17 protein-coding genes are annotated in these 17,004 nt (G+C 69.1%); 9 read left to right on the top strand and 8 right to left on the bottom strand.

Annotated features, from left to right (window positions below; all coding sequences use genetic code 11):
• Window positions 1-81 precede the first annotated feature (81 nt).
• Complete coding sequence (locus EV186_RS26545; RefSeq protein WP_133852093.1) at window positions 82-1,128, top strand: ferritin-like domain-containing protein; 1,047 nt, start codon at window positions 82-84, stop codon at window positions 1,126-1,128.
• A 53-nt stretch (window positions 1,129-1,181) separates the two neighbouring features.
• On the opposite strand, the gene EV186_RS26550 is transcribed toward EV186_RS26545, so the two are convergent.
• Window positions 1,182-1,817, bottom strand: a complete 636-nt coding sequence (locus EV186_RS26550; RefSeq protein ID WP_208115785.1) for a TetR/AcrR family transcriptional regulator — start codon at window positions 1,815-1,817, stop codon at window positions 1,182-1,184.
• Window positions 1,818-1,864: 47 nt separating this feature from the next.
• On the opposite strand from EV186_RS26550, the gene EV186_RS26555 reads away from it, so the two are divergent.
• Complete coding sequence (locus EV186_RS26555) at window positions 1,865-2,245, top strand: VOC family protein (protein ID WP_133852095.1); 381 nt, start codon at window positions 1,865-1,867, stop codon at window positions 2,243-2,245.
• 10 nt (window positions 2,246-2,255) lie between these two features.
• Window positions 2,256-3,092 (top strand): alpha/beta fold hydrolase, encoded by an 837-nt coding sequence (locus tag EV186_RS26560; protein ID WP_208115786.1) that lies wholly within the window; start codon window positions 2,256-2,258, stop codon window positions 3,090-3,092.
• Between the two features lie 76 nt (window positions 3,093-3,168).
• Here EV186_RS26560 and EV186_RS26565 read toward each other — a convergent pair whose 3' ends face one another.
• Complete coding sequence (locus EV186_RS26565) at window positions 3,169-3,558, bottom strand: hypothetical protein (protein ID WP_208115787.1); 390 nt, start codon at window positions 3,556-3,558, stop codon at window positions 3,169-3,171.
• 161 nt (window positions 3,559-3,719) lie between these two features.
• On the opposite strand from EV186_RS26565, the gene EV186_RS26570 reads away from it, so the two are divergent.
• Window positions 3,720-3,962, top strand: coding sequence for a hypothetical protein (locus tag EV186_RS26570; RefSeq protein ID WP_133852096.1), 243 nt, complete (start codon window positions 3,720-3,722; stop codon window positions 3,960-3,962).
• Between the two features lie 320 nt (window positions 3,963-4,282).
• Here the strand turns inward: EV186_RS26570 and EV186_RS26575 are convergent, their stop codons facing one another.
• Window positions 4,283-4,816: an SMI1/KNR4 family protein gene (locus tag EV186_RS26575; protein ID WP_133852097.1), complete on the bottom strand. Its 534-nt coding sequence runs from the start codon at window positions 4,814-4,816 to the stop codon at window positions 4,283-4,285.
• A 344-nt stretch (window positions 4,817-5,160) separates the two neighbouring features.
• A complete protein-coding gene (locus tag EV186_RS26580) occupies window positions 5,161-5,685 on the bottom strand; it encodes a CGNR zinc finger domain-containing protein (RefSeq protein WP_133852098.1) in 525 nt (174 codons plus the stop codon).
• A gap of 102 nt (window positions 5,686-5,787) precedes the next feature.
• On the opposite strand from EV186_RS26580, the gene EV186_RS26585 reads away from it, so the two are divergent.
• Window positions 5,788-6,972 carry an MFS transporter gene (locus tag EV186_RS26585; RefSeq protein WP_243754299.1) on the top strand — a complete coding sequence of 395 codons (1,185 nt, stop codon included), beginning with the start codon at window positions 5,788-5,790 and terminating at the stop codon, window positions 6,970-6,972.
• A 74-nt stretch (window positions 6,973-7,046) separates the two neighbouring features.
• Here EV186_RS26585 and EV186_RS26590 read toward each other — a convergent pair whose 3' ends face one another.
• Window positions 7,047-8,963 (bottom strand): RiPP maturation radical SAM C-methyltransferase, encoded by a 1,917-nt coding sequence (locus EV186_RS26590; RefSeq protein ID WP_166659335.1) that lies wholly within the window; start codon window positions 8,961-8,963, stop codon window positions 7,047-7,049.
• Between the two features lie 64 nt (window positions 8,964-9,027).
• On the opposite strand from EV186_RS26590, the gene EV186_RS26595 reads away from it, so the two are divergent.
• A complete protein-coding gene (locus EV186_RS26595) occupies window positions 9,028-10,389 on the top strand; it encodes a hypothetical protein (protein WP_133852101.1) in 1,362 nt (453 codons plus the stop codon).
• Here EV186_RS26595 and EV186_RS26600 read toward each other — a convergent pair.
• Genes EV186_RS26600 through EV186_RS26610 form a run of 3 tightly spaced genes read right to left on the bottom strand, consistent with a single transcriptional unit; the run spans window position 10,356 to window position 13,010 of the window.
• A complete protein-coding gene (locus EV186_RS26600; RefSeq protein ID WP_133852102.1) occupies window positions 10,356-11,288 on the bottom strand; it encodes a GNAT family protein in 933 nt (310 codons plus the stop codon). The two genes, EV186_RS26595 and EV186_RS26600, sit on opposite strands and share 34 nt — an antisense overlap.
• Window positions 11,285-12,580 carry an MFS transporter gene (locus tag EV186_RS26605; protein ID WP_133852103.1) on the bottom strand — a complete coding sequence of 432 codons (1,296 nt, stop codon included), beginning with the start codon at window positions 12,578-12,580 and terminating at the stop codon, window positions 11,285-11,287. The genes EV186_RS26600 and EV186_RS26605 overlap by 4 nt, the downstream gene beginning before the upstream one ends.
• A 19-nt stretch (window positions 12,581-12,599) precedes the next feature.
• Window positions 12,600-13,010 (bottom strand): arsenate reductase ArsC, encoded by a 411-nt coding sequence (locus tag EV186_RS26610; RefSeq protein WP_133852104.1) that lies wholly within the window; start codon window positions 13,008-13,010, stop codon window positions 12,600-12,602.
• A 240-nt stretch (window positions 13,011-13,250) separates the two neighbouring features.
• Here EV186_RS26610 and arsL point away from each other — a divergent pair, with 240 nt between their 5' ends.
• The 3 genes from arsL to EV186_RS26625 are packed head-to-tail and all read left to right on the top strand — an operon-like array spanning window position 13,251 to window position 16,913.
• Window positions 13,251-14,501: an arsinothricin biosynthesis radical SAM protein ArsL gene (gene arsL / locus EV186_RS26615; RefSeq protein WP_133852105.1), complete on the top strand. Its 1,251-nt coding sequence runs from the start codon at window positions 13,251-13,253 to the stop codon at window positions 14,499-14,501.
• A 13-nt stretch (window positions 14,502-14,514) separates the two neighbouring features.
• Entirely contained in the window at window positions 14,515-15,771 is a 1,257-nt protein-coding gene (locus EV186_RS26620; protein WP_133852106.1) for a GNAT family N-acetyltransferase, read from the top strand.
• Between the two features lie 38 nt (window positions 15,772-15,809).
• Complete coding sequence (locus EV186_RS26625; protein ID WP_208115788.1) at window positions 15,810-16,913, top strand: GTP-binding protein; 1,104 nt, start codon at window positions 15,810-15,812, stop codon at window positions 16,911-16,913.
• Window positions 16,914-17,004 lie beyond the last annotated feature (91 nt).

Raw genomic sequence — 17,004 nt, forward strand, 5'->3', positions numbered from 1 at the left:
AAGTCCGGCGGTCCTTCTGTCACAAGCCGGGGTGGCGTCCTGTCCTGGCTGGTGACACCGATCCGACGAACCGAGGTACGAATGGACACCAGTGGCGTTCACGCCATCGACACGATCGACGACCTCCGTCGCCACCTGCAGTGGGCCATCGAGCTCGAGCACGCGACGATTCCGCCTTACCTGTGCGCGCTGTACTCGTTGGACGCGGAACGCAATCCCGAGGCCGCCCACGTCGTGGGTACGGTCCTCGCCGAGGAGATGATCCACCTGGCGCTGGCCGCGAACCTGCTCAACGCCGTCGGCGGCGCACCCAAGCTCGACACGCCGGAGCTGCTGCCGCCGTACCCGCACCCGCTGCCGCACGGCGACCGGTCCGTGCACGTCCACCTGGCCCCGTTCGGTCCCGAAGCGCTCGAGCTGTTCCTGCGCATCGAGCAGCCCGCGTCAGCGGACGACCCGCCGCAAGCCGAGGAATACCGGACGATCGGGCAGTTCTACGCCGCCATTGAAGCCGGCTTGCAGACCCTGTGCGACAAGCTGGGCGAGGAGCAGGTGTTCAGCGGTGATCCGGCCCGGCAGATCGGCGAGTTCCACCTCCGGAGCGGGGGTGGCGAGGTGCTGCCGGTCCACGACCTGAAGTCCGCGTTCGCAGCGCTGGCGGAAATCGTCGAACAGGGCGAAGGGGCCGCACGCACCGCCGTCTGGGACGGCGACCGCGACGTCTTCCACCCCGAACGCGAAGAGGTGGCGCACTACTACCGCTTCCAGGAGCTCCAGCTCGGCCGCCGCTACCGAACCGGCGACACGCCACAGTCCGGCCCGACCGGCGAGGAGATCACCGTCGACCTCGACGGCGTGCTGCCGATGCGGCCCAACCCGCGGACCGCCGACCACCCGGAAGGCAGCCCGATCCGGGTCGCTCAGGAGGAGTTCAACCAGACCTACTGCCTGCTGCTCTACCAGCTGGAACAAGCCTTCAACGGCGGCCCGGGCCAGATGAAGGACGCTGTCGGCACGATGTTCGGGCTGCGCAAGCAGGCGCTGGCCCTGATGCAGATGCCCACCGGCGACGGGACGACGACCGCGGGCCCGACCTTCGAGTACGTGCCGCCCGAGCGGCGGAACTGAACACGGACGCCGTGCTCGCCGACACTCCCGGTCGGCGAGCGCGGCGCCGTGCGTCAGTCAGGCGTCGCCGGGTCGGTCGTGAGCAGGGCGTGGGCGAGCGAGTCGACGACGAACCGCTCCCAGCGCTGCGGGCTCCAGCCACGACTTCTCAGCAACAGGTACATGTCCAACCCCGACAACGCACACAGGATGTCCACGGCCTCATCGACCGGCACGCGCAACGCGGACATCGCGTCCAACTGCGTGGCGAGAACGCGGAAGGCCGACGCGTTCTGCGCGTTGTTCTCGGCCCACTGCGCGGCCATGTCCGGGTCCACGGCCGCGGCGTCCCGCACGACGTTCATGATCGGGCCGACCCGGGTCAGGATTTCGCGACCGAACTCCGTCCACAGCTCGATCGCGCGCCGGGGGTCCTGCTCGGCACGGGCCCGCTCGGCGTCGGGACGGGCGAGCACGGGAACCGGCTCGTCGTCGCCGACCGCGGCTACGTCCACCGCCTCTTTGAGCACGGTCCGCTTGTTGCCGAAGTGGAAGTACACGGTCTGCACCGCCACCTCGGCGCGGCGTGCGATCTCCTCGAGGGTCGTGGCCGCGTAGCCGTTGGCCACGAACAACTCCGTCGCGGCGCGCACGATGCGCAGGCGGGTCGCCCGCGTACGGGCAGCTCTGGGCTTGACGTTCTCGGTCATCGGTTGCATTCTAACTCTAGAGTTCAACTACAACGAAATGAGGGCCGATGGAGATCGGCGGCATCCACCACGCGAAGCTGCCCGTGAGCGATGTCGCGCGCAGCCGGGCCTGGTACCAGCGCGTGCTCGGCTTCGAGGTGGTGATCGAGTTCGTCGAGGAGGGCGAGGTCCGCGGCGTTGCCCTGCGCCACGCGGGCTGCGCTCCCCAGCTCGCGTTGCGCCACGACCCCGCTCGCGCCGAGGCGATGTCCGGTTTCGACGCCCTGGCTCTGCTGGTCCCGACCCGCGAGGGCGTCCAGGCATGGAAGACGGCCCTGGATGAGCTGGGCGAGCCGCACGGCGGCGTCGTGACCGGCCACAACGGCGGCTCCGTCCTGGTCGGTCTGCACGACCCCGACGGCATCGAGATCAGGCTCTACTCCGAGTGAAGGAAGCCCCATGAACACCACGATGATCAATGGCGCCACCATCGGCTGGACGGACACCGGGGACGGCGACGTCACCCTGCTCCTGCACGCCGGTGTCTTCGAAGCCTGGTTCAAGCCGTTGGCGGACCGCCTCGACGGCCGGGTGATCCGGATGGCGCGCGCCGGCTACGCCGGTGGCGTCGTGCCGTCCGGCATCGTCGACATGGCCGGGCACGCGGCGCATGCCGCCGCCCTGCTCGAGCTGCTGGGGGCCGGCCCCGCCACCGTCGTCGGTCACTCGTCCAGCTCGGCGATCGCGCTGCAGCTCGCGCAGGACAGACCGGAGCTCGTGTCCCGGCTCGTGCTCTGCGAACCGCCGCTGATCGACGCGCTGGTCGATCCGGCCGACCTCGCCGAGGTGCGGGCCGCGATCGGGCCCGCGATCGGCAAAGCCATGCACGCCATGGGAAGCGGCGACCTCCCCGCCGCGTTCGACGCCTTCATGTCCGCCGTCTGCGGCCCCGGCTACCGCGCGGTGCTCATCGACGCACTCGGCCCGGACGGGCTCGCCCAAGCCGAGCGCGATGCCGGCTTCTTCTTCACCAACGAGATGCCGGCCGTCAACGGCTGGACGCCCGTCGACCTGGCGTCGATCACCGCACCGACCCTCTTCGTCCAAGGCGGCGCAAGTCCACAGGCGACCCACCGGATGATCGCGCGCCTCGCCGCCACCAGACCCGACGCCCACGTCGCAACCCTCGACGGCGCCAACCACCTGCTCCCGCTCACCCACGCCGCCGAGCTGAAAACCCTTCTCGGCTCGTGGGAAACCACCGCAGCACCAGATCGATCTTTGGCGAAGTCTTAGCAGTTGCCGGAGAACCTGAGCATCAACCGCCACTCCGTGCGAGAGCACGGGCTCGCTGACAGCGCCGAGCAGTAACTCATCGTCCGTTCTTGGGTGCGATGAACCACTCCGCGGCACGCCTGGCGAGATCCTCGACGGGCGAATCGATCGTCTGGCGGACGAGGCCATCGGGTCCCGATACATCGATCCCGGCCGCCTCCGCCCGCATCTCACTGTCCCAGTTGAGGCAGGCCGGGCTCCACCCACCGCGAATGCCACGCTCATCAAAGTCCAAGCGCAGGGTGTCGAGCACGGCGTTGTCGTCGATGATGTCCAAGGAGACAAGAAGCCACGGAGTGCCATCGTCATCTGCGTACAGCCAGTAATCCAAACCAGGAAGCAGCTCATTCAGCGTCGTCGCGAAGGCGAGTTCAGCATCGGTCGCACCCTCGCGCTGTCCACCCCACTCGATCTCTTCCGCAGCCACGTCTCGGAGCCTCCTCTCGAAAATTCCTTCGGACCGGCCCGCAATCGCTGCCATGAGGCCCTTCACGGCCCGGGTCGTCCGTTCGGGTGCGGCCTGACCGGCGGATGTTCAGCGGGAGCCGATTCCGGGAAGATCCTGGTACGCCGATCGAAGGAGGCGCGATGCGCCGCGTTGTCGTTGTGCTGGCCGCCAGTGTTCTGTCGTTGGCCGGTGGGCTACCTGCCGCGTCGGCCACTACCAACGACGGGCGGATGAACCACGAGTTCGTCACGCTCTACTACACCAATTCATCGCACACCGGCAGCCCGGTCGGGCGCTACTACTACGGCTGGTGCCCAGACTTCTTCACCTCCCGGACCGGCACAACCACCCAGTACTCGGTGACCACGAGCTACGAGTGCTGAATGCTCGCCATGCCCTGATCAACCGGGTGCGACCCCCGACGACGGTCCAGCCCAACCAGCGTCGCCGGCACCAGTAGGACTCCGACGGCGACCCGGTCGGTAGCCCTCTGCGGTTTGACGGCGTCAGTCATCACCTTCATCCGGATCGCGCCGATGAGCCCGCCGACTACCCGCAGTACACCGACCGCGGGTCGTGCCCTTGATCGCGACTACCACGTCTGGTGGAGCCATCGCGCGAATGCCGGACGGCACAGCCCTGCCAACACGAAACCTGAAAGTCACGGCGTCCGCTAACCGTGTGCGAGAAATCGACGGTTGACTTATTCACGGCCCTCGAACTTGAATATCTGCCGACGATTGTAGTCGAGCATGGACAGGTAGAACTCATTGAAGCTGTCGAATCGGTCGATTGTATATCCGGCAAACCAAATGACGACACCCCGTTCCTGCGATTCCTGCGTACTCATCAAAAAGATGTCCGTCTGCTTGTCGCTGGCGGCGACGGGCAGGATGTCATCAATCGCCAAGCCGACATCCTCGAAGAACAATTCCGGGTCGACCGCAGCAAGCATCTCCCTGACGCTGCCCATCGCGCCCTCGCCCAGCAAGGCCCTTGTCCCGAAGATGTCGACATCCTGATAAAAGGAACGCCAACCGTTGGCGTACCGCAGAAACTCACGAAACTGCGGGTCCAACCGGTGGCCAAGAGCGCTCTCCGTTGCCTCGATCTCGTCCTCGCTCGCGGCAAGTTCGGGAAGGTGGTAGCTCCACAAGCCGGCAGTGTCCAGTTCGGCGAGTCGCTGATGCACGATGACGCCTTTGACGATCTCGGCTCGCCAGTCGAACAGGCTCATGGTTCCTTCCGAAGCGCTTGATGTAGTCGTCGATGTACCAGAAACCCCGTCGGCCGATAACCGGTCGCGTAACGCCGCGCTTGCGAACCGCGGCTCTCGCGAGCATGCCCGACTGAATCGCCGTGGAGCACACCGTGCTAACCCGAATCTACCGGGAAAGCTGCGTTGGACCGGCGTGGCACGAAAGCGCCGATCGACTTGTCGCGTTCCGACATCGCCTGATCACGCACCTCAGCGAACCCGGCATTCTCTCGGTCCACGACAGGGCCGCCCCGCCAGCGGCACGAGAAGGCAGGCCGGCGCGGACTGAAAACAGTGAAGGTCACCGCGAAACCGCTGGTCTGCTACGGCTTGGACTGCGCTGCTTGACGACGGCGGTGCGCCGCGACGTTGACGCGGGTGGCGCACCGGGTGCCACAGTAGCGGCGGGACCGGTTGGACGACGTGTCGAGGTAGGCGCGGTCGCAGCCGGGTGCCTCGCACCGGCCGAGCCGGTCGGCGCCCAGTTCGGTGATCAGGAACGCCAGCCCGAAGATCGCCTCGCCGATGAGGGTTTCCGCCACCGTGCCGCCGTCGTGCACGTGCAGGTGCCAGTTCCGGGCGTCATGCCCGGCGACTTGGGGGCGGATCGGGTGTGCGAGGAGCAGTGCGTTGACCTCTCGGACCACGGCGGCCGCGTCGCCCGCGGCCGAGCGGTCCACGACCACCGCGAGCCGGTCCTGGGCCTTCCGCAGCTCCGCCAGGTCACGGGGGCGCGCCTGCAGCCGCTCCCAGCCGCGCCGCCGCACCAGCGCCTGGACGGTGGCAACCGAGTCCAGGTCCAGGTTGACCAGCTCGACCGCACCCTCGGCGTAAGCCTCGTAGTCCACTTGTGCAGCTTACCGGCCAGTCGTTAGCGTAATAGTCAGAGCTCATCACTGACTATTACGGGGGTCGGCTTGTCACGAGCACTTCGCCTGTTACTCGTGGCCATGGGCATCAGCGCGGTCGGCAACGGGCTCTGGCTCGCCGCCGGCGTGCTGTTCCTCAACCGGTCCGCGGGCCTGCCCGCCGTGCAGGTCGGTCTCGGCTTGACCTTGGCGGGCTTGGCCGGCGTCTTCGCGGGCATCCCGCTCGGTGTGTGGGCCGACGCCATCGGGCCGCGCCGCGTCGCGATCACCATGCTGCTGCTGGAAGGCGCGGCCACGGCCGCCTACGCGCTGGTGCATTCCTTCGCGCTGTTCCTCGTGGTCGCGATGGCTGCCGCGATCGGGCTGGCCGGCGGCAACGCCGCCCGCGGCGCCCTGCTCGCCGGCCTGTTCGACACCGCAGGCGCGACCAAGGCTCGAGCCACGATGCGATCGGTCACCAACCTGGGCATCTCGCTGGGCACGCTGGCCGCCGGAGTCGTGCTCGGCATCGACTCCCGCGCCGGTTACCTCGTCATGCTCGCCGCCGACGCCCTCAGCTTCGTCGTCGCCGCGGCCCTGTGCGCCCTGCTCCCCGAGACCGAACCGCACCCCACGCACGCGCGCGGACCGCGCTGGCGCGCCGCGCGTGACGCCCGGTACATCGTTCTCGCCGCCCTCAACGGCGTGATGACCATCAACTACGCGGTGCTCACCGTCGCGCTGCCGCTGTGGGTCGTCACCGCCACCAACGCACCGCCGTGGGTCGTCGCTCCCCTCTTCGCGATCAACACCGTCCTTTGTGTTCTGTTGCAGATGCGGGTCAGCAGCGGACTGGACGAGCCTGGCAAAGCAGCCACGGCGATGCGGTGGGCGGGCGTGTGGTTCGCCTGCGCCACAATACTTTTCGCACTCGCGGCGTACCGCGGCCCGATCACGGCGGCCATCCTGCTCGCCGCCGCCGTGGTGATCCACACCTTCGGCGAACTGCTGCAGGCCGGCAGTTCGTTCGGCCTGAGCTTCGCCCTCGCCGCACCGCACGCCCACGGCGAGTACCAGGGCGTGTGGCACGTCGGCGTCGGTCTCGGCGAGAGCATCGCCCCGCTCCTGCTGACGACCACGGTCATCGGCGGCGGCCTGCTCGGCTGGCTCGGCCTCGGTCTGCTCTTCGCCCTCACCGGCCTCGCCACCCCACGCCTGACGGCCTGGGCCCTAGCTGACCGGGGCGCGAGCCCAAGGCCTGGTCAAGGCTTCGCAGCGCGCGAGTGACGTTGCGAACGCCGATCCGACTTGTGGACCTGACAGGCCCTATCGCAAACCCGACCTCGCCAACCGCCGTCAGCTCACCAGTGCCGGTTCTCCGGGATCGCCAGGGCCAGATACTTGTCGTCCTCGGTGAGCATCATGCCGTTGGCGCAGCAGTCGTCCAGGAATGCCGTTACGTCGTCGAGGGTGAGGTTGTGGCCTTGGTCGAGGATGTCCTGGTGGAGGCGTTTGGCGGCGCGGGCGGTGTCGCCGCAGGCTTCGTAGACGTCGGCTTGCCATCCCGTGTAAGTGGTTGTGCTTTCCGTGTCGAGGCGGCGGTCGGTGATCGTGAGACTGGTGGGCAGGCGGCGGTAGGTGAGGCTGGGCGGCACTTCCTCACGCCATTTGCGGCGCCATTCGCCCACGGCGGCGTAGAGGCTCTTGCGGGCCGGTTGGGAAGCGATTCCTGGTGCCTCGTAGTCGAAGTAGTAGGCGATCTTGCTGTGGTCGAGGGTTTCGGGGTAGACGAATCGGTAGCACGCGCGGGGCCGGACGTTGGTGATGCCGAACGTCTCGTCGGTGAAGTAGGGGCTGAACCGCTCGAGCCAGAGGATGCCGCCGCAGTCCGGGGGACGCAGGTGGTACAGCAGCGGTACGAGCGCGGCCTGCTCGGCGTAGTCGGCGTCGGTCTCGCCGGGGAAACCGCTGAGGATGTTCCACTCCGGCTTGATGTCGTGGTAGCGGGCCCATTTGAGCAGCCGGACGTTGATCAGTTTCGTGGAGCCCTTGCGCATCAGGTTGAGCACGTGGGTGCTCAGGCTCTCGATGCCGGGCTGGATGCGGTTGATGCCTGCGGCGGCGAGCACGGCCAGCTGCTCACGGGTGAGGTTGGCCTTGACCTCGTAGAATGTGCTGACGTCCCAATGCTTTTCCGCGAGCGAAGCGCACAATGTGGACAGGTGCTTCATGTCGAGGATGTTGTCCACGGCCTCGACGTGGGTGACGGGGTGCGCGCGCAGCATCTGCTCCAGCTCGTGCATGGCGCGTTCGCCGGTCTTGGGCCGGAAACCCATGCCGAGGGCGTTGAGGCCGCAGAAGGTGCAGTGGTGCTTCTGACCCCACCAGCAGCCGCGGGCGAACTCGACCAGCAGTTTGACCGGTTCGTCGCCGACGACGGCTTGCGCGCCATGGCGTTCGATGGCCGCGAAGTACTCGGTGTAGTCGGGCACGGGCAGGGTGTCGAGGTCCTGGGTGCGGGTGGACTCGGTGGCCGGTCCGGTCGCGCCGCGGGTCCAGACGCCGGGGACGCCGGTCAGCGGTTCACCCGCGGCGAGGCGGTGCAGCAGCGCGGGCAACGCGTGGTCGCCTTCGCCGGTCACGACGTGGTCGATCCACGGCAGCTTGCGCAGGTACTCGGCGCCCATCTCGCCGTCGAAGTTCGCGCCGCCGTAGAGCAGGGCGACTTCCGGGAACTTGTCCTTGAGGATGCGGCCGAGCGCCAGGGAGGCGGTGTTCTGCAGGAACGTGGACGAGAACCCGATGATGTCGTAGCCCGACCAGTCGACCGCGTCGGCCCATTCGGCCAGCCAGCGTGGCAGGGTTTCCCGGCGCAGGGTGCTGATGGTGTCGATGCCCTCGCCGGTGACGTCGCGCCAGATCTCTTCCACGTCGGGGAACTCGGCGTGGTACTCGCTGTCGGGGCGCAGTTCGCCGAACGCCGCGTAGGAGAACAGCCATTCGCCGAACTGGTGCAGCCGCTCCCCGCCCGCGTCGGCGATGCCGTTGTAGGTCTTGGGTCCCACCACCGCGGCGAGTTCGACGTTGAGGTAGTGCACGGTGCAGTGGTGCCCGGCGTTGCGCACGATGGACGCGAGCAGTCCACATTGGATGGATGGGGCGTCCACCCGGGCCCAGGGCATGTTCACCAGGGCCACCCGCAACGAACGCGCCGGCGGGCCCAGCGGCTCCGGCGCCTTCGGCGACACCTGGAGGAGGGGAAGGGTTTTCTCGGTCATGCCGGTCCTCCTAGGAGCGATTGGGGCTTGGCTTTCGTTGCGGGACAAGGCGATACTGGCGGCGATGAACGCCACCGAGGACTTCACGCGCCGCTGCGCCGCGGGTGACACGGAGTTGCTGCACGCCATGGCCACGGCGGCCGGGTACTTGCCGCCGGTCTTCCGGGAGTTCCGGGAAGAGGGCTTGCTCCCCCGGCCGCTGTTCGTGCCGCGGGCCGCGGTCACGGACTTCGCCGACGGGTTGCGCGCCTTGTTCGACTTGCTGGTCGAGTTGCCGCGCCGGGTGTTCGACGGCGACCTCGAGCGCTACTGCAAGGCCGCGGGCATGGACGCGGACCGGGCCCGGCAGGTGCACCGGTTCGCCGACCGGGCGCCGACGTTGTTCGGTCGCGCGGATGCCTACCGGGTGGGCGGCCGGTTCCGGTTGCTGGAGTTGAACGTGTGCAGCGCGGTCGGCGGCATCGACTCGGCGCACATCCCGCCGGCGTTGCTGCGGGTCCCGGCGTTCCGGGCGTTCGCCGAAGCGCACGGGCTGGGCTTCACCGACAGCGGGCGCATGCTGGCCGACGCCCTGCGGGCCGCGGCCGCGGCGGGCGACCCGACCGTCGCTTTCGTGTGCCCGGACGGCGAATGGCCCGGCCACCAAGGACACCTGGAGTCCTATGCGGAGGTGCTGGCCGGGTTCGGGTTGCGCGCGGTGACCGGCGAGATCTCGGCCGTGCGGGACCGCGGTGGCCGGCTGGAACTCGGCGGCGAGCGCGTCGACGTGATCGTGCGGTTCCTCAGCGACGCCGAGCTGATCGCGGCGTCGGGGCCGGGCAGCGCGGGCGAAACCATCCTGCGGGCCCATGAAGAGGGTCGTGTCGTGTTGTGGACCGGGCTGGAGAACCAGCGGGTCAACAACAAGGGCGCCCTTGCCCTGCTGGCCGACGACGCGGTCCGCGAAGCGCTGACCGGCGCCGAGGCCCGGCTGGTCGACGACGTGCTGCCCTGGACAAGGCGGCTCGCCGACACCGAGACGACGGTCGGGGGTGAGCCGGTCGGGCTGCTGGAGCACTGCCGTGCGGAGCGGGAGTCGTTGCTGCTCAAGCCATCCTTCGGGCACGGCGGCCGCGGCCTGGTGATCGGCTGGCAGACCGACGACGCCACCTGGGCGCGGTGCCTGGCCGACGGCGTGCGTGACGCGTGGATCGTGCAGGAACGCGTGCTCCCCGATCCCGAACCCGTGGTCGACCCGGCCACCGGTGTCGTGGTCCCGTGGTCGCCGGTCTGGGGCGTGTTCCTGACCCCGGCCGGGTACGCCGGGCTGCACGTGCGTGCCGTACCCGCCGACTCGCCGGACCCGGTGATCCGCCGGATGGCCGCGGGCGCCCGCACCACCAGCGCGTTCCACTACCCGGCCCGGCACGACGAGCTCGCTTCCTGAGGCAGGTGGTGCAGCACGGGCGCGTGCGCGAGGCCGGCCGTGTAGTGGCGGAGGTCGAGGTCCGGGTCGTGGCTGAAGACGTGCAGCACCAAGCCGTCGCCGGACTCGGCGTAGCCGACGATCAGGGCCGGGTCGCTGAGCTGGTCCAGCCGCAGCACGAGGTCGGCTTCGTGTTCGGCCTCGTCGGGCAGGAGCTCTTCGGGCGCGGTGGGCCGGAACCCGAGGCGGGACTTGAAGCTGTAGAGCCCCGGCTCGGCGATCAGCCCGAAGACGTTGGGATCGGTGCCGGCGGACACGCGCGGCAACCCGTGCTCACGCGCGAGCTCGGCGGCGCGGGCGTAGAGCGTCCGGGTGAGACTGGCCTTGCGCCAGTGCGGGGTGACCGCGGAGACGTTGACCCGGAACGCACCATCGCCTGCGAAGGGGCGCCCGATCACCGCGCCCGCGAGGCTGCCGTCCGGGTGGCGGGCGACGACGGCGCGGTAGCTGTCGTCGGCGATCACGGAGTCGCGGATGCCGCCGGCGACGTCGAGGCCGCGGCGCATCTCGGCGATGCGTTCCTTGTACAGCTCGAGGAACTCGTCCATGAACGCGGCGTCGATCGGGGACACGACCTCGCCGCGCAGACCGGCTTGCTCGGCCAGGCGTTCGGCGTTGCGCAGGTTCCACCGGTCCTTGCGCGACAACCGCTCACGGTAGCCGTCGACCTCCGCGTACCAGCGGATCAACTTGGGTTTGCACACGAACCCGGCTCGCCGAAGCCGCGGCCACGCCGTGACCGGCGGCGCCGACACGCGCACGATGTCGATCTCGCCGGCCCGGTCGCGCCAAGCGCCGGTCAGCGCCTCGTCGACGTCACACTTGGCGACCCGGAAACCCAGGTACTCCTTGATCTTCATGCGGGCTCTTCGGCGATGGTCGCCTCGGCCGGCGCCTTGGCGTCCGGACGAGCCTCGGGTTCCGGCGTCGCCGTCGCGGTGGGCCGGGTTCGTTCGGCCCAGCGCGCGGCCGGTCCCATCGCCAGGCCGGCGAGGATGAACACGGCGGCCAGGACGCCCCAGCCGATCACGCCTCCGTTGATCAGCAGCAACGTCAGCAGCGCGGGACCGATGATCTGGATCATCGACAGGCCGGTGCTGAACAGGCCCTGGTACTGGCCCTGCCGCTCGGCGGGCGCGAGCTCGAACGCGACGACCCACGAACCCGCGGAGTGGATCATCTCGCCGTACACGTGCAGCAGGGTGGCCACCACCAGCAGCAGGATCGCGACCAGGACGCCGTTGGCCGACGACGCGGCGTAGGCGATGCAGGCGGCGCCGAGGATCAGCCCGGAGATCCGGAACGCGCGCACCGCGCGGGCCAGCGTGTCGACGCCCTTGGTCACCCGGACCTGCATCAGCACGACGGCGACGGTGTTGACCACGACGAGGATCGCGACGAGACCGCGGGGCGCGTCGGTGTGCAGGACCACCCACAGCGGGAGGATGACCTCCAGCAACGGCGAGTGCGCCAGCATGATCGCGTTGATGAACGCGACCGTCGCGTACGGGTAGTCACGCAGCACGCGCAGCCTCGGCTCCCCCGCCGCGCGCGGGGTCGTGCGCGGCACGGCGGGCAGCCGGGTCATCATCAGCCCGCACCCGATGAAGCTGGCGGCGTTGAAGATCATCCCGCTGATGAAGGCGGTCGGCGTGTTCAGCGTCAACACGACGGCGCCGATCGCGGCACCGACGGACAGGCCGAAGTTGTTCACCGCCTGGATGCGAGCGCGCGCGACGACGAGCACGTCGCCCTTGAGGACGGTGACCGTCAGCCCGGCCTTGGCCGCGTTGCTGCCGCGGTAGATGACCATGTAGACGCACACCGCGACCAGGAAGAGCCAGAACGAGCGCGGCAGCAGCACCACCAGCGTCAGCAGCCCGGCCAGCACGTGCAGACCGGCGGTGACGCCGCGGGCGCCGTACTGGTCGGCGAGGTGCCCGAACGGCACGCCGGCGAACAGCGCCGCGACCGCGGCCACGCTGAGCACGAGGCCCAGTTGCGCCGGGGACAACCCCACGACCCGGATGGTGTAGAGCGCGAACGAACTGAGGAACAACCCGTTGCCCAGCGCGGTGATCAGCTGGGCTTGGACCAGCGTCCGGGCCGGCCCGGCGGGGCCGAGGGCGCGGGTCGCGAGGGATGTCGGCACGCAGAGCCTCCAGGGGTTCTCAGACCGGGGTCGCGGTCAGTTCGTCGACGAGCGCGCGCACGCGCCGTTCGATCTCGTCACGGATCGGCCGGATCTCGTCCGGGCCCTTGCCCGCGGGGTCATCGAGCTTCCAGTCGATGTAGCGGGTCTCCGGAAACACCGGGCATGCGTCGCCGCACCCCATCGTGATCACCACATCGGCCTCGCGCACCGCGTCCTCGGTGAGCTTCTTGGGTACTTCACCGGTCAAGTCGAGGCCGCGCTCGCGCATCACCTCGACCACCGCCGGGTTCACGACGTCGGCGGGCGCCGAACCCGCGGAGCGCACCACCACGCGGTCACCGCCGTGCGCGCGCAGGAACGCCGCCGCCATCTGGGAGCGGCCCGCGTTGTGCACGCAGACGAACAGCACACCGGGCGCCGAGGCCATGGCTCTCCTTCCCCAGTGACGGCTCCATCGATGCTAGTCGATGAGCGCCTTCTATCGAAGTCAACCGATACAGAGGAATCAATCCGACCACGGACGCAGGCGCTATCGGCCGTTCGGGTGAACTGCGGGTGGACCGGGAAACCGTTGACCACCAGCGTTTATCGGTCCATTGACATGTATCGCTGAAGCGTGTCAGGGTGACCGCTGCGCGGTCCAGTCCAATTCAACTTGGGGGACGCAATGTCCGATGCCCGTGCGCTCGTCGTCTCGGCTTTCGAGGCGGAACTCCAACCGTTGACGTGTGCGTGCGCGGCCGCCGCGCTGCGCGATCAGGGTGCCGACGTGACCGGTTGGGACGCTCACGCGTTCCCCGACGCGATGCCGGACGGACCGTTCGACCTCGTGCTGTTGTCGGTGCAGCAGTTCGAAGGCGTCGAGCGCGGACTCGCCCTCGCCGAACGGCTTTCGGCCGCCTACGGCACGACGCTGGTGGCGTTCGGTCAGTACGCGCAGATGAACCACCGCCGGTTCCTGGAGACCGTCGACGCGGTGCTGATGGAGGAACCGGAGCTCGTCGCCGCCGAACTGGCCGACGTGGCACGCAGGACCCGCGCCGCATCCGAGGTGCCGGCCGCCATCACCCGGCACGGCATGCGACCGAGACCGCCCCACCGGCGGATCAAAGTCCCTGTGCCCGCAAGGGAATTGTTCCCCTCGATGGTGCACTACCCGGCGCACCACACCCCGTACGGCCTGATGGGCAACGTGGAGGCGACCCGCGGCTGCCACCACAAGTGCACCTACTGCTCGGTGTACGGCGCCTACGACGGCGGGGTCGCGGCCTACGACGCGGACACCGTGCTGGCCGACTGCCTGCAACTGGCCGACGAAGGCGTGCGGCACTTCTGCTTCATCGACGCGGAGTTCTTCAACTCCCGCACCATCGGCGCGAAGGTCGTGCGCCGGCTGGTCGACGAGGTCGGCCCGATCACCTTCGAGTTCACCACCCGGGTGGACCACGTCCTGAGCTACGGCAAGGAGTTGACCGAACTGGTCGAGCTGGGACTGACCAAGGTCACCTCCGCCTTGGAGTTCCCGTCGAACCGGATCCTGCGCATCTTCGACAAGCACATCACCGTCGACGACATGCGCGCCGCGGTCGCCGAGGCCGAGCGGATCGGGTTCGTGCTGTACCCGACGTTCATCCCGTTCACCCCGTGGATCGAGTACGACGAACTGCTGACCTTCGAGGACTTCCTGATCGAGACCGGTCTCGCGCGGGTCACCGATCCGACCGCGTTGCAGACGAGGTTGCTGCTGTTCAAGGGATCGCCGCTGCTGGCATCGCCGTGGATGGAGGACGTCGCCACGAAGGACCGCGGGTTGTGGGTGGAGTGGACCCACCCCGACCCGCGGGTGGAGGAGCTGTGGGTGCAACGCCGGGCCGACGCCGAGGACGTCGGCAAGGTCCGCTGCTGCGTGAAGTGCTGAAGGGACAGGCGAAATGGGTGGAGCACCCCGGGTCGTGGTCGCCACCGGCCAGGAGCTGCCGGGCATGGACTGGGCCGGCGAGCTGGCCGACCTGACCGACGCGTGGCCCTACCTCGGGCCGACGTGGCTCGCGGCGAGCGAGAAGGCGCTGACCGACCTGCAGCCCTGGCACACGGTCGCGACGCGTGCCCGCGACGAACTGGCGCTGCTGCCCGGCTACGTCATCGGCAGCCCGCCCGTGGTCGACCACGAACCCCGCACCTACCTGGGCTGGCAGGCCCCGTCGGGCGAGGAGGTGTGTTGCGGCGCGCAGACCGACAGCTGCGTCAGCGACGAGATCGACGCGCTGGGCACCGAGCCGTTCTTCCCCGCGCTGCTGCTGGGTTCCCCGCTCGGGTACCGCACCGAGGTCGCCTACAACTTCTGGACGCCGACGCTGCTGGGGCAGATGGTGTCCGCGCTGGTGCCGGCCGCGTTCGAGGCGGGCATCAAGTGCGTTGTGGCGCCGTGGATCTCCGGGCGCAGCGGCAACGAAGCCCTGCCCCAGGCCCTGGATGCGGCCGGCGGGCACAGCACCTTCTGGGGTTATGAGGACTTCCTGCGCCTGGACGCCGATTCGTGGGACGGGCACCTGGCCGCGTTGCCGTTGAAGAAGCGCCAGCGGATCAAGAGCGACGTGCGCCGCGCCGAGGCGGCCGGGGTCGTCATCTCCCGTGTGGACGGTGGCGCGATCCGCCCGTACGTCACGCGGATCGCCGAGCTGACGTGCCTGAACCGGGAGAAGAACGGTGCCGGTGAGGAACCCGGGCACATCGCGACCGTGCTCTCGGCGCTGCTCGACGCGGGCGCCGACGTCCGCGCCTACCTCGGCACCAAGGACGGCGAGCTGGTCGCCACGTGCGTGGCGATCCGCAAGCACTACCGGCTGTTCCCGAAGTGGGCCGGTTTCGACTACGCCGCGATCGGCGAGCGCAGCGGCATCTACTTCGCGCTCGTGCTCGACGCCCCGGTCCGCGACGCCTACGCCGAAGGCCTGCGCACCGTCGAGTTCGGGGCGGGCGCGCACCAGGCGAAGGTGTTGCGCGGCTGCACCCCGCGCCCGGTCACCACGTCCATGGTGCTCGCCGACCAGGACCTGCGGCCTCGAGCTGCCGCCTGGCTCGACGCGTTCGGCGCGAGCCGCCACGTCGCGTTCGGCGACGCACCCGCACCCGCCCGCACCCAGCTGCCGGTGATCCCGGCGTCGGGGGCCTGTTGTTCCCAGGGCTGATCGACACAGGGCTGAACCGCAACCCACTGGAGGAGCTCGTGATCACTTTCGTGCCGCTGACCGGTTTCCTCGGTGCGGGCAAGACCACCACGATGATCGCCGCCGCACAAGCTTTGCAGGCGCAGGGGAAACGCGTCGCCGTGATCACCAACGACCAGGGCACCGAGCTCGTCGACACCGCCATGGTGCGCAGCGCCCTGGACAGCGTCGCGGAGGTGACCGGCGGCTGCTTCTGCTGCAAGTTCGAGGACCTCGTCACCACCATCAAGGCCTTGGTGGACTCATCGGAGTCCGGCATCGACACCGTGCTTGCCGAAGCCGTCGGCAGCTGCACCGACCTGCAGGCCACGGTCGTGCGTCCACTGCGGACCTACTACGGCGACGAGGTCGTCGTCAGTCCACTCACGACGGTCATCGACCCGTTGCGGTACCGGGCATTCGACCGCGCGTTGCGGCGCGGCGAGCCCGAGTCGGACCTGTCCTACCTCTACCGCCAGCAGCTGATCGAAGCCGACGTGATCGCGGTGAACAAGCTCGACACCATCAAGGCCGACCTCGCCGACGAGGTGATGACCCAGCTGCGCGCGGACTACCCGAACGCGCTCGTCGTCGGCTACAGCGCGAAGGCCGGCGACCAGGTCGACGCGCTGCTGGACGCCTGGGCCGGCCCGTCGGGCAACAGCGGCGTCGACCTGCAGGTGGACTACGACCGCTACGCCAACGCCGAGGCGCAGCTGGCGTGGATGAACCAGGACCTGGAGATCACGGCCGACAAGCCGATCGACCTCACGGCGTGGGGCAGCGCCTTGCTGACCGCGCTGTCGCGGTGGACCGCCGAGCACGACGCCGTGGTCGGCCACGCCAAGGTCACCATCGAGCACGGCGACGAGTTCGCCAAGCTCAGCCTGGTCAGCGCCGGCGACGAGCCCACGGTCGACCGGACCGCGGCACCGGCGGCCACCGCCCGTGCCGTGGTCAACGCCCGCGTCGCGTGCGAACCGGCGGAGCTGGACGCCGCCGTGACCGACGCCGTCGCCGCCGCGGACGCCGCGACCGGCGCGCACAGCTCGCCGACCGCGCCGGTGTCGTTCAAGCCCGGCTACCCACGTCCCATCCACCGCCTGGCCGCGACCGGCGCCTGAGAGACATCCCAGGAGCTGAAATGTCAAGCCGCAACGTTCTCGGCGTGATGCGACCAGGCGGTCGCCTCGTCGTAGAGGGTGCCGGTTGTGA

This window comes from Labedaea rhizosphaerae, from assembly GCF_004362825.1.
In the GTDB taxonomy this organism is placed as follows: Bacteria; Actinomycetota; Actinomycetes; order Mycobacteriales; family Pseudonocardiaceae; genus Labedaea; species Labedaea rhizosphaerae.

What these genes read in the sequence shown, in the direction of transcription:
- EV186_RS26550 (WP_208115785.1), bottom strand. Translation starts at nt 1,817, where the DNA reads ATGACCGAGAACGTCAAGCCCAGAGCTGCCCGTACGCGGGCGACCCGC.
- EV186_RS26600 (WP_133852102.1), bottom strand. Translation starts at nt 11,288, where the DNA reads ATGAAGATCAAGGAGTACCTGGGTTTCCGGGTCGCCAAGTGTGACGTC.
- EV186_RS26575 (WP_133852097.1), bottom strand. Translation starts at nt 4,816, where the DNA reads ATGAGCCTGTTCGACTGGCGAGCCGAGATCGTCAAAGGCGTCATCGTG.
- EV186_RS26595 (WP_133852101.1), top strand. Translation starts at nt 9,028, where the DNA reads ATGAACGCCACCGAGGACTTCACGCGCCGCTGCGCCGCGGGTGACACG.
- EV186_RS26590 (WP_166659335.1), bottom strand. Translation starts at nt 8,963, where the DNA reads ATGACCGAGAAAACCCTTCCCCTCCTCCAGGTGTCGCCGAAGGCGCCG.
- EV186_RS26620 (WP_133852106.1), top strand. Translation starts at nt 14,515, where the DNA reads ATGGGTGGAGCACCCCGGGTCGTGGTCGCCACCGGCCAGGAGCTGCCG.
- arsL (WP_133852105.1), top strand. Translation starts at nt 13,251, where the DNA reads ATGTCCGATGCCCGTGCGCTCGTCGTCTCGGCTTTCGAGGCGGAACTC.
- EV186_RS26610 (WP_133852104.1), bottom strand. Translation starts at nt 13,010, where the DNA reads ATGGCCTCGGCGCCCGGTGTGCTGTTCGTCTGCGTGCACAACGCGGGC.
- EV186_RS26545 (WP_133852093.1), top strand. Translation starts at nt 82, where the DNA reads ATGGACACCAGTGGCGTTCACGCCATCGACACGATCGACGACCTCCGT.
- EV186_RS26585 (WP_243754299.1), top strand. Translation starts at nt 5,788, where the DNA reads ATGGGCATCAGCGCGGTCGGCAACGGGCTCTGGCTCGCCGCCGGCGTG.
- EV186_RS26555 (WP_133852095.1), top strand. Translation starts at nt 1,865, where the DNA reads ATGGAGATCGGCGGCATCCACCACGCGAAGCTGCCCGTGAGCGATGTC.
- EV186_RS26560 (WP_208115786.1), top strand. Translation starts at nt 2,256, where the DNA reads ATGAACACCACGATGATCAATGGCGCCACCATCGGCTGGACGGACACC.
- EV186_RS26570 (WP_133852096.1), top strand. Translation starts at nt 3,720, where the DNA reads ATGCGCCGCGTTGTCGTTGTGCTGGCCGCCAGTGTTCTGTCGTTGGCC.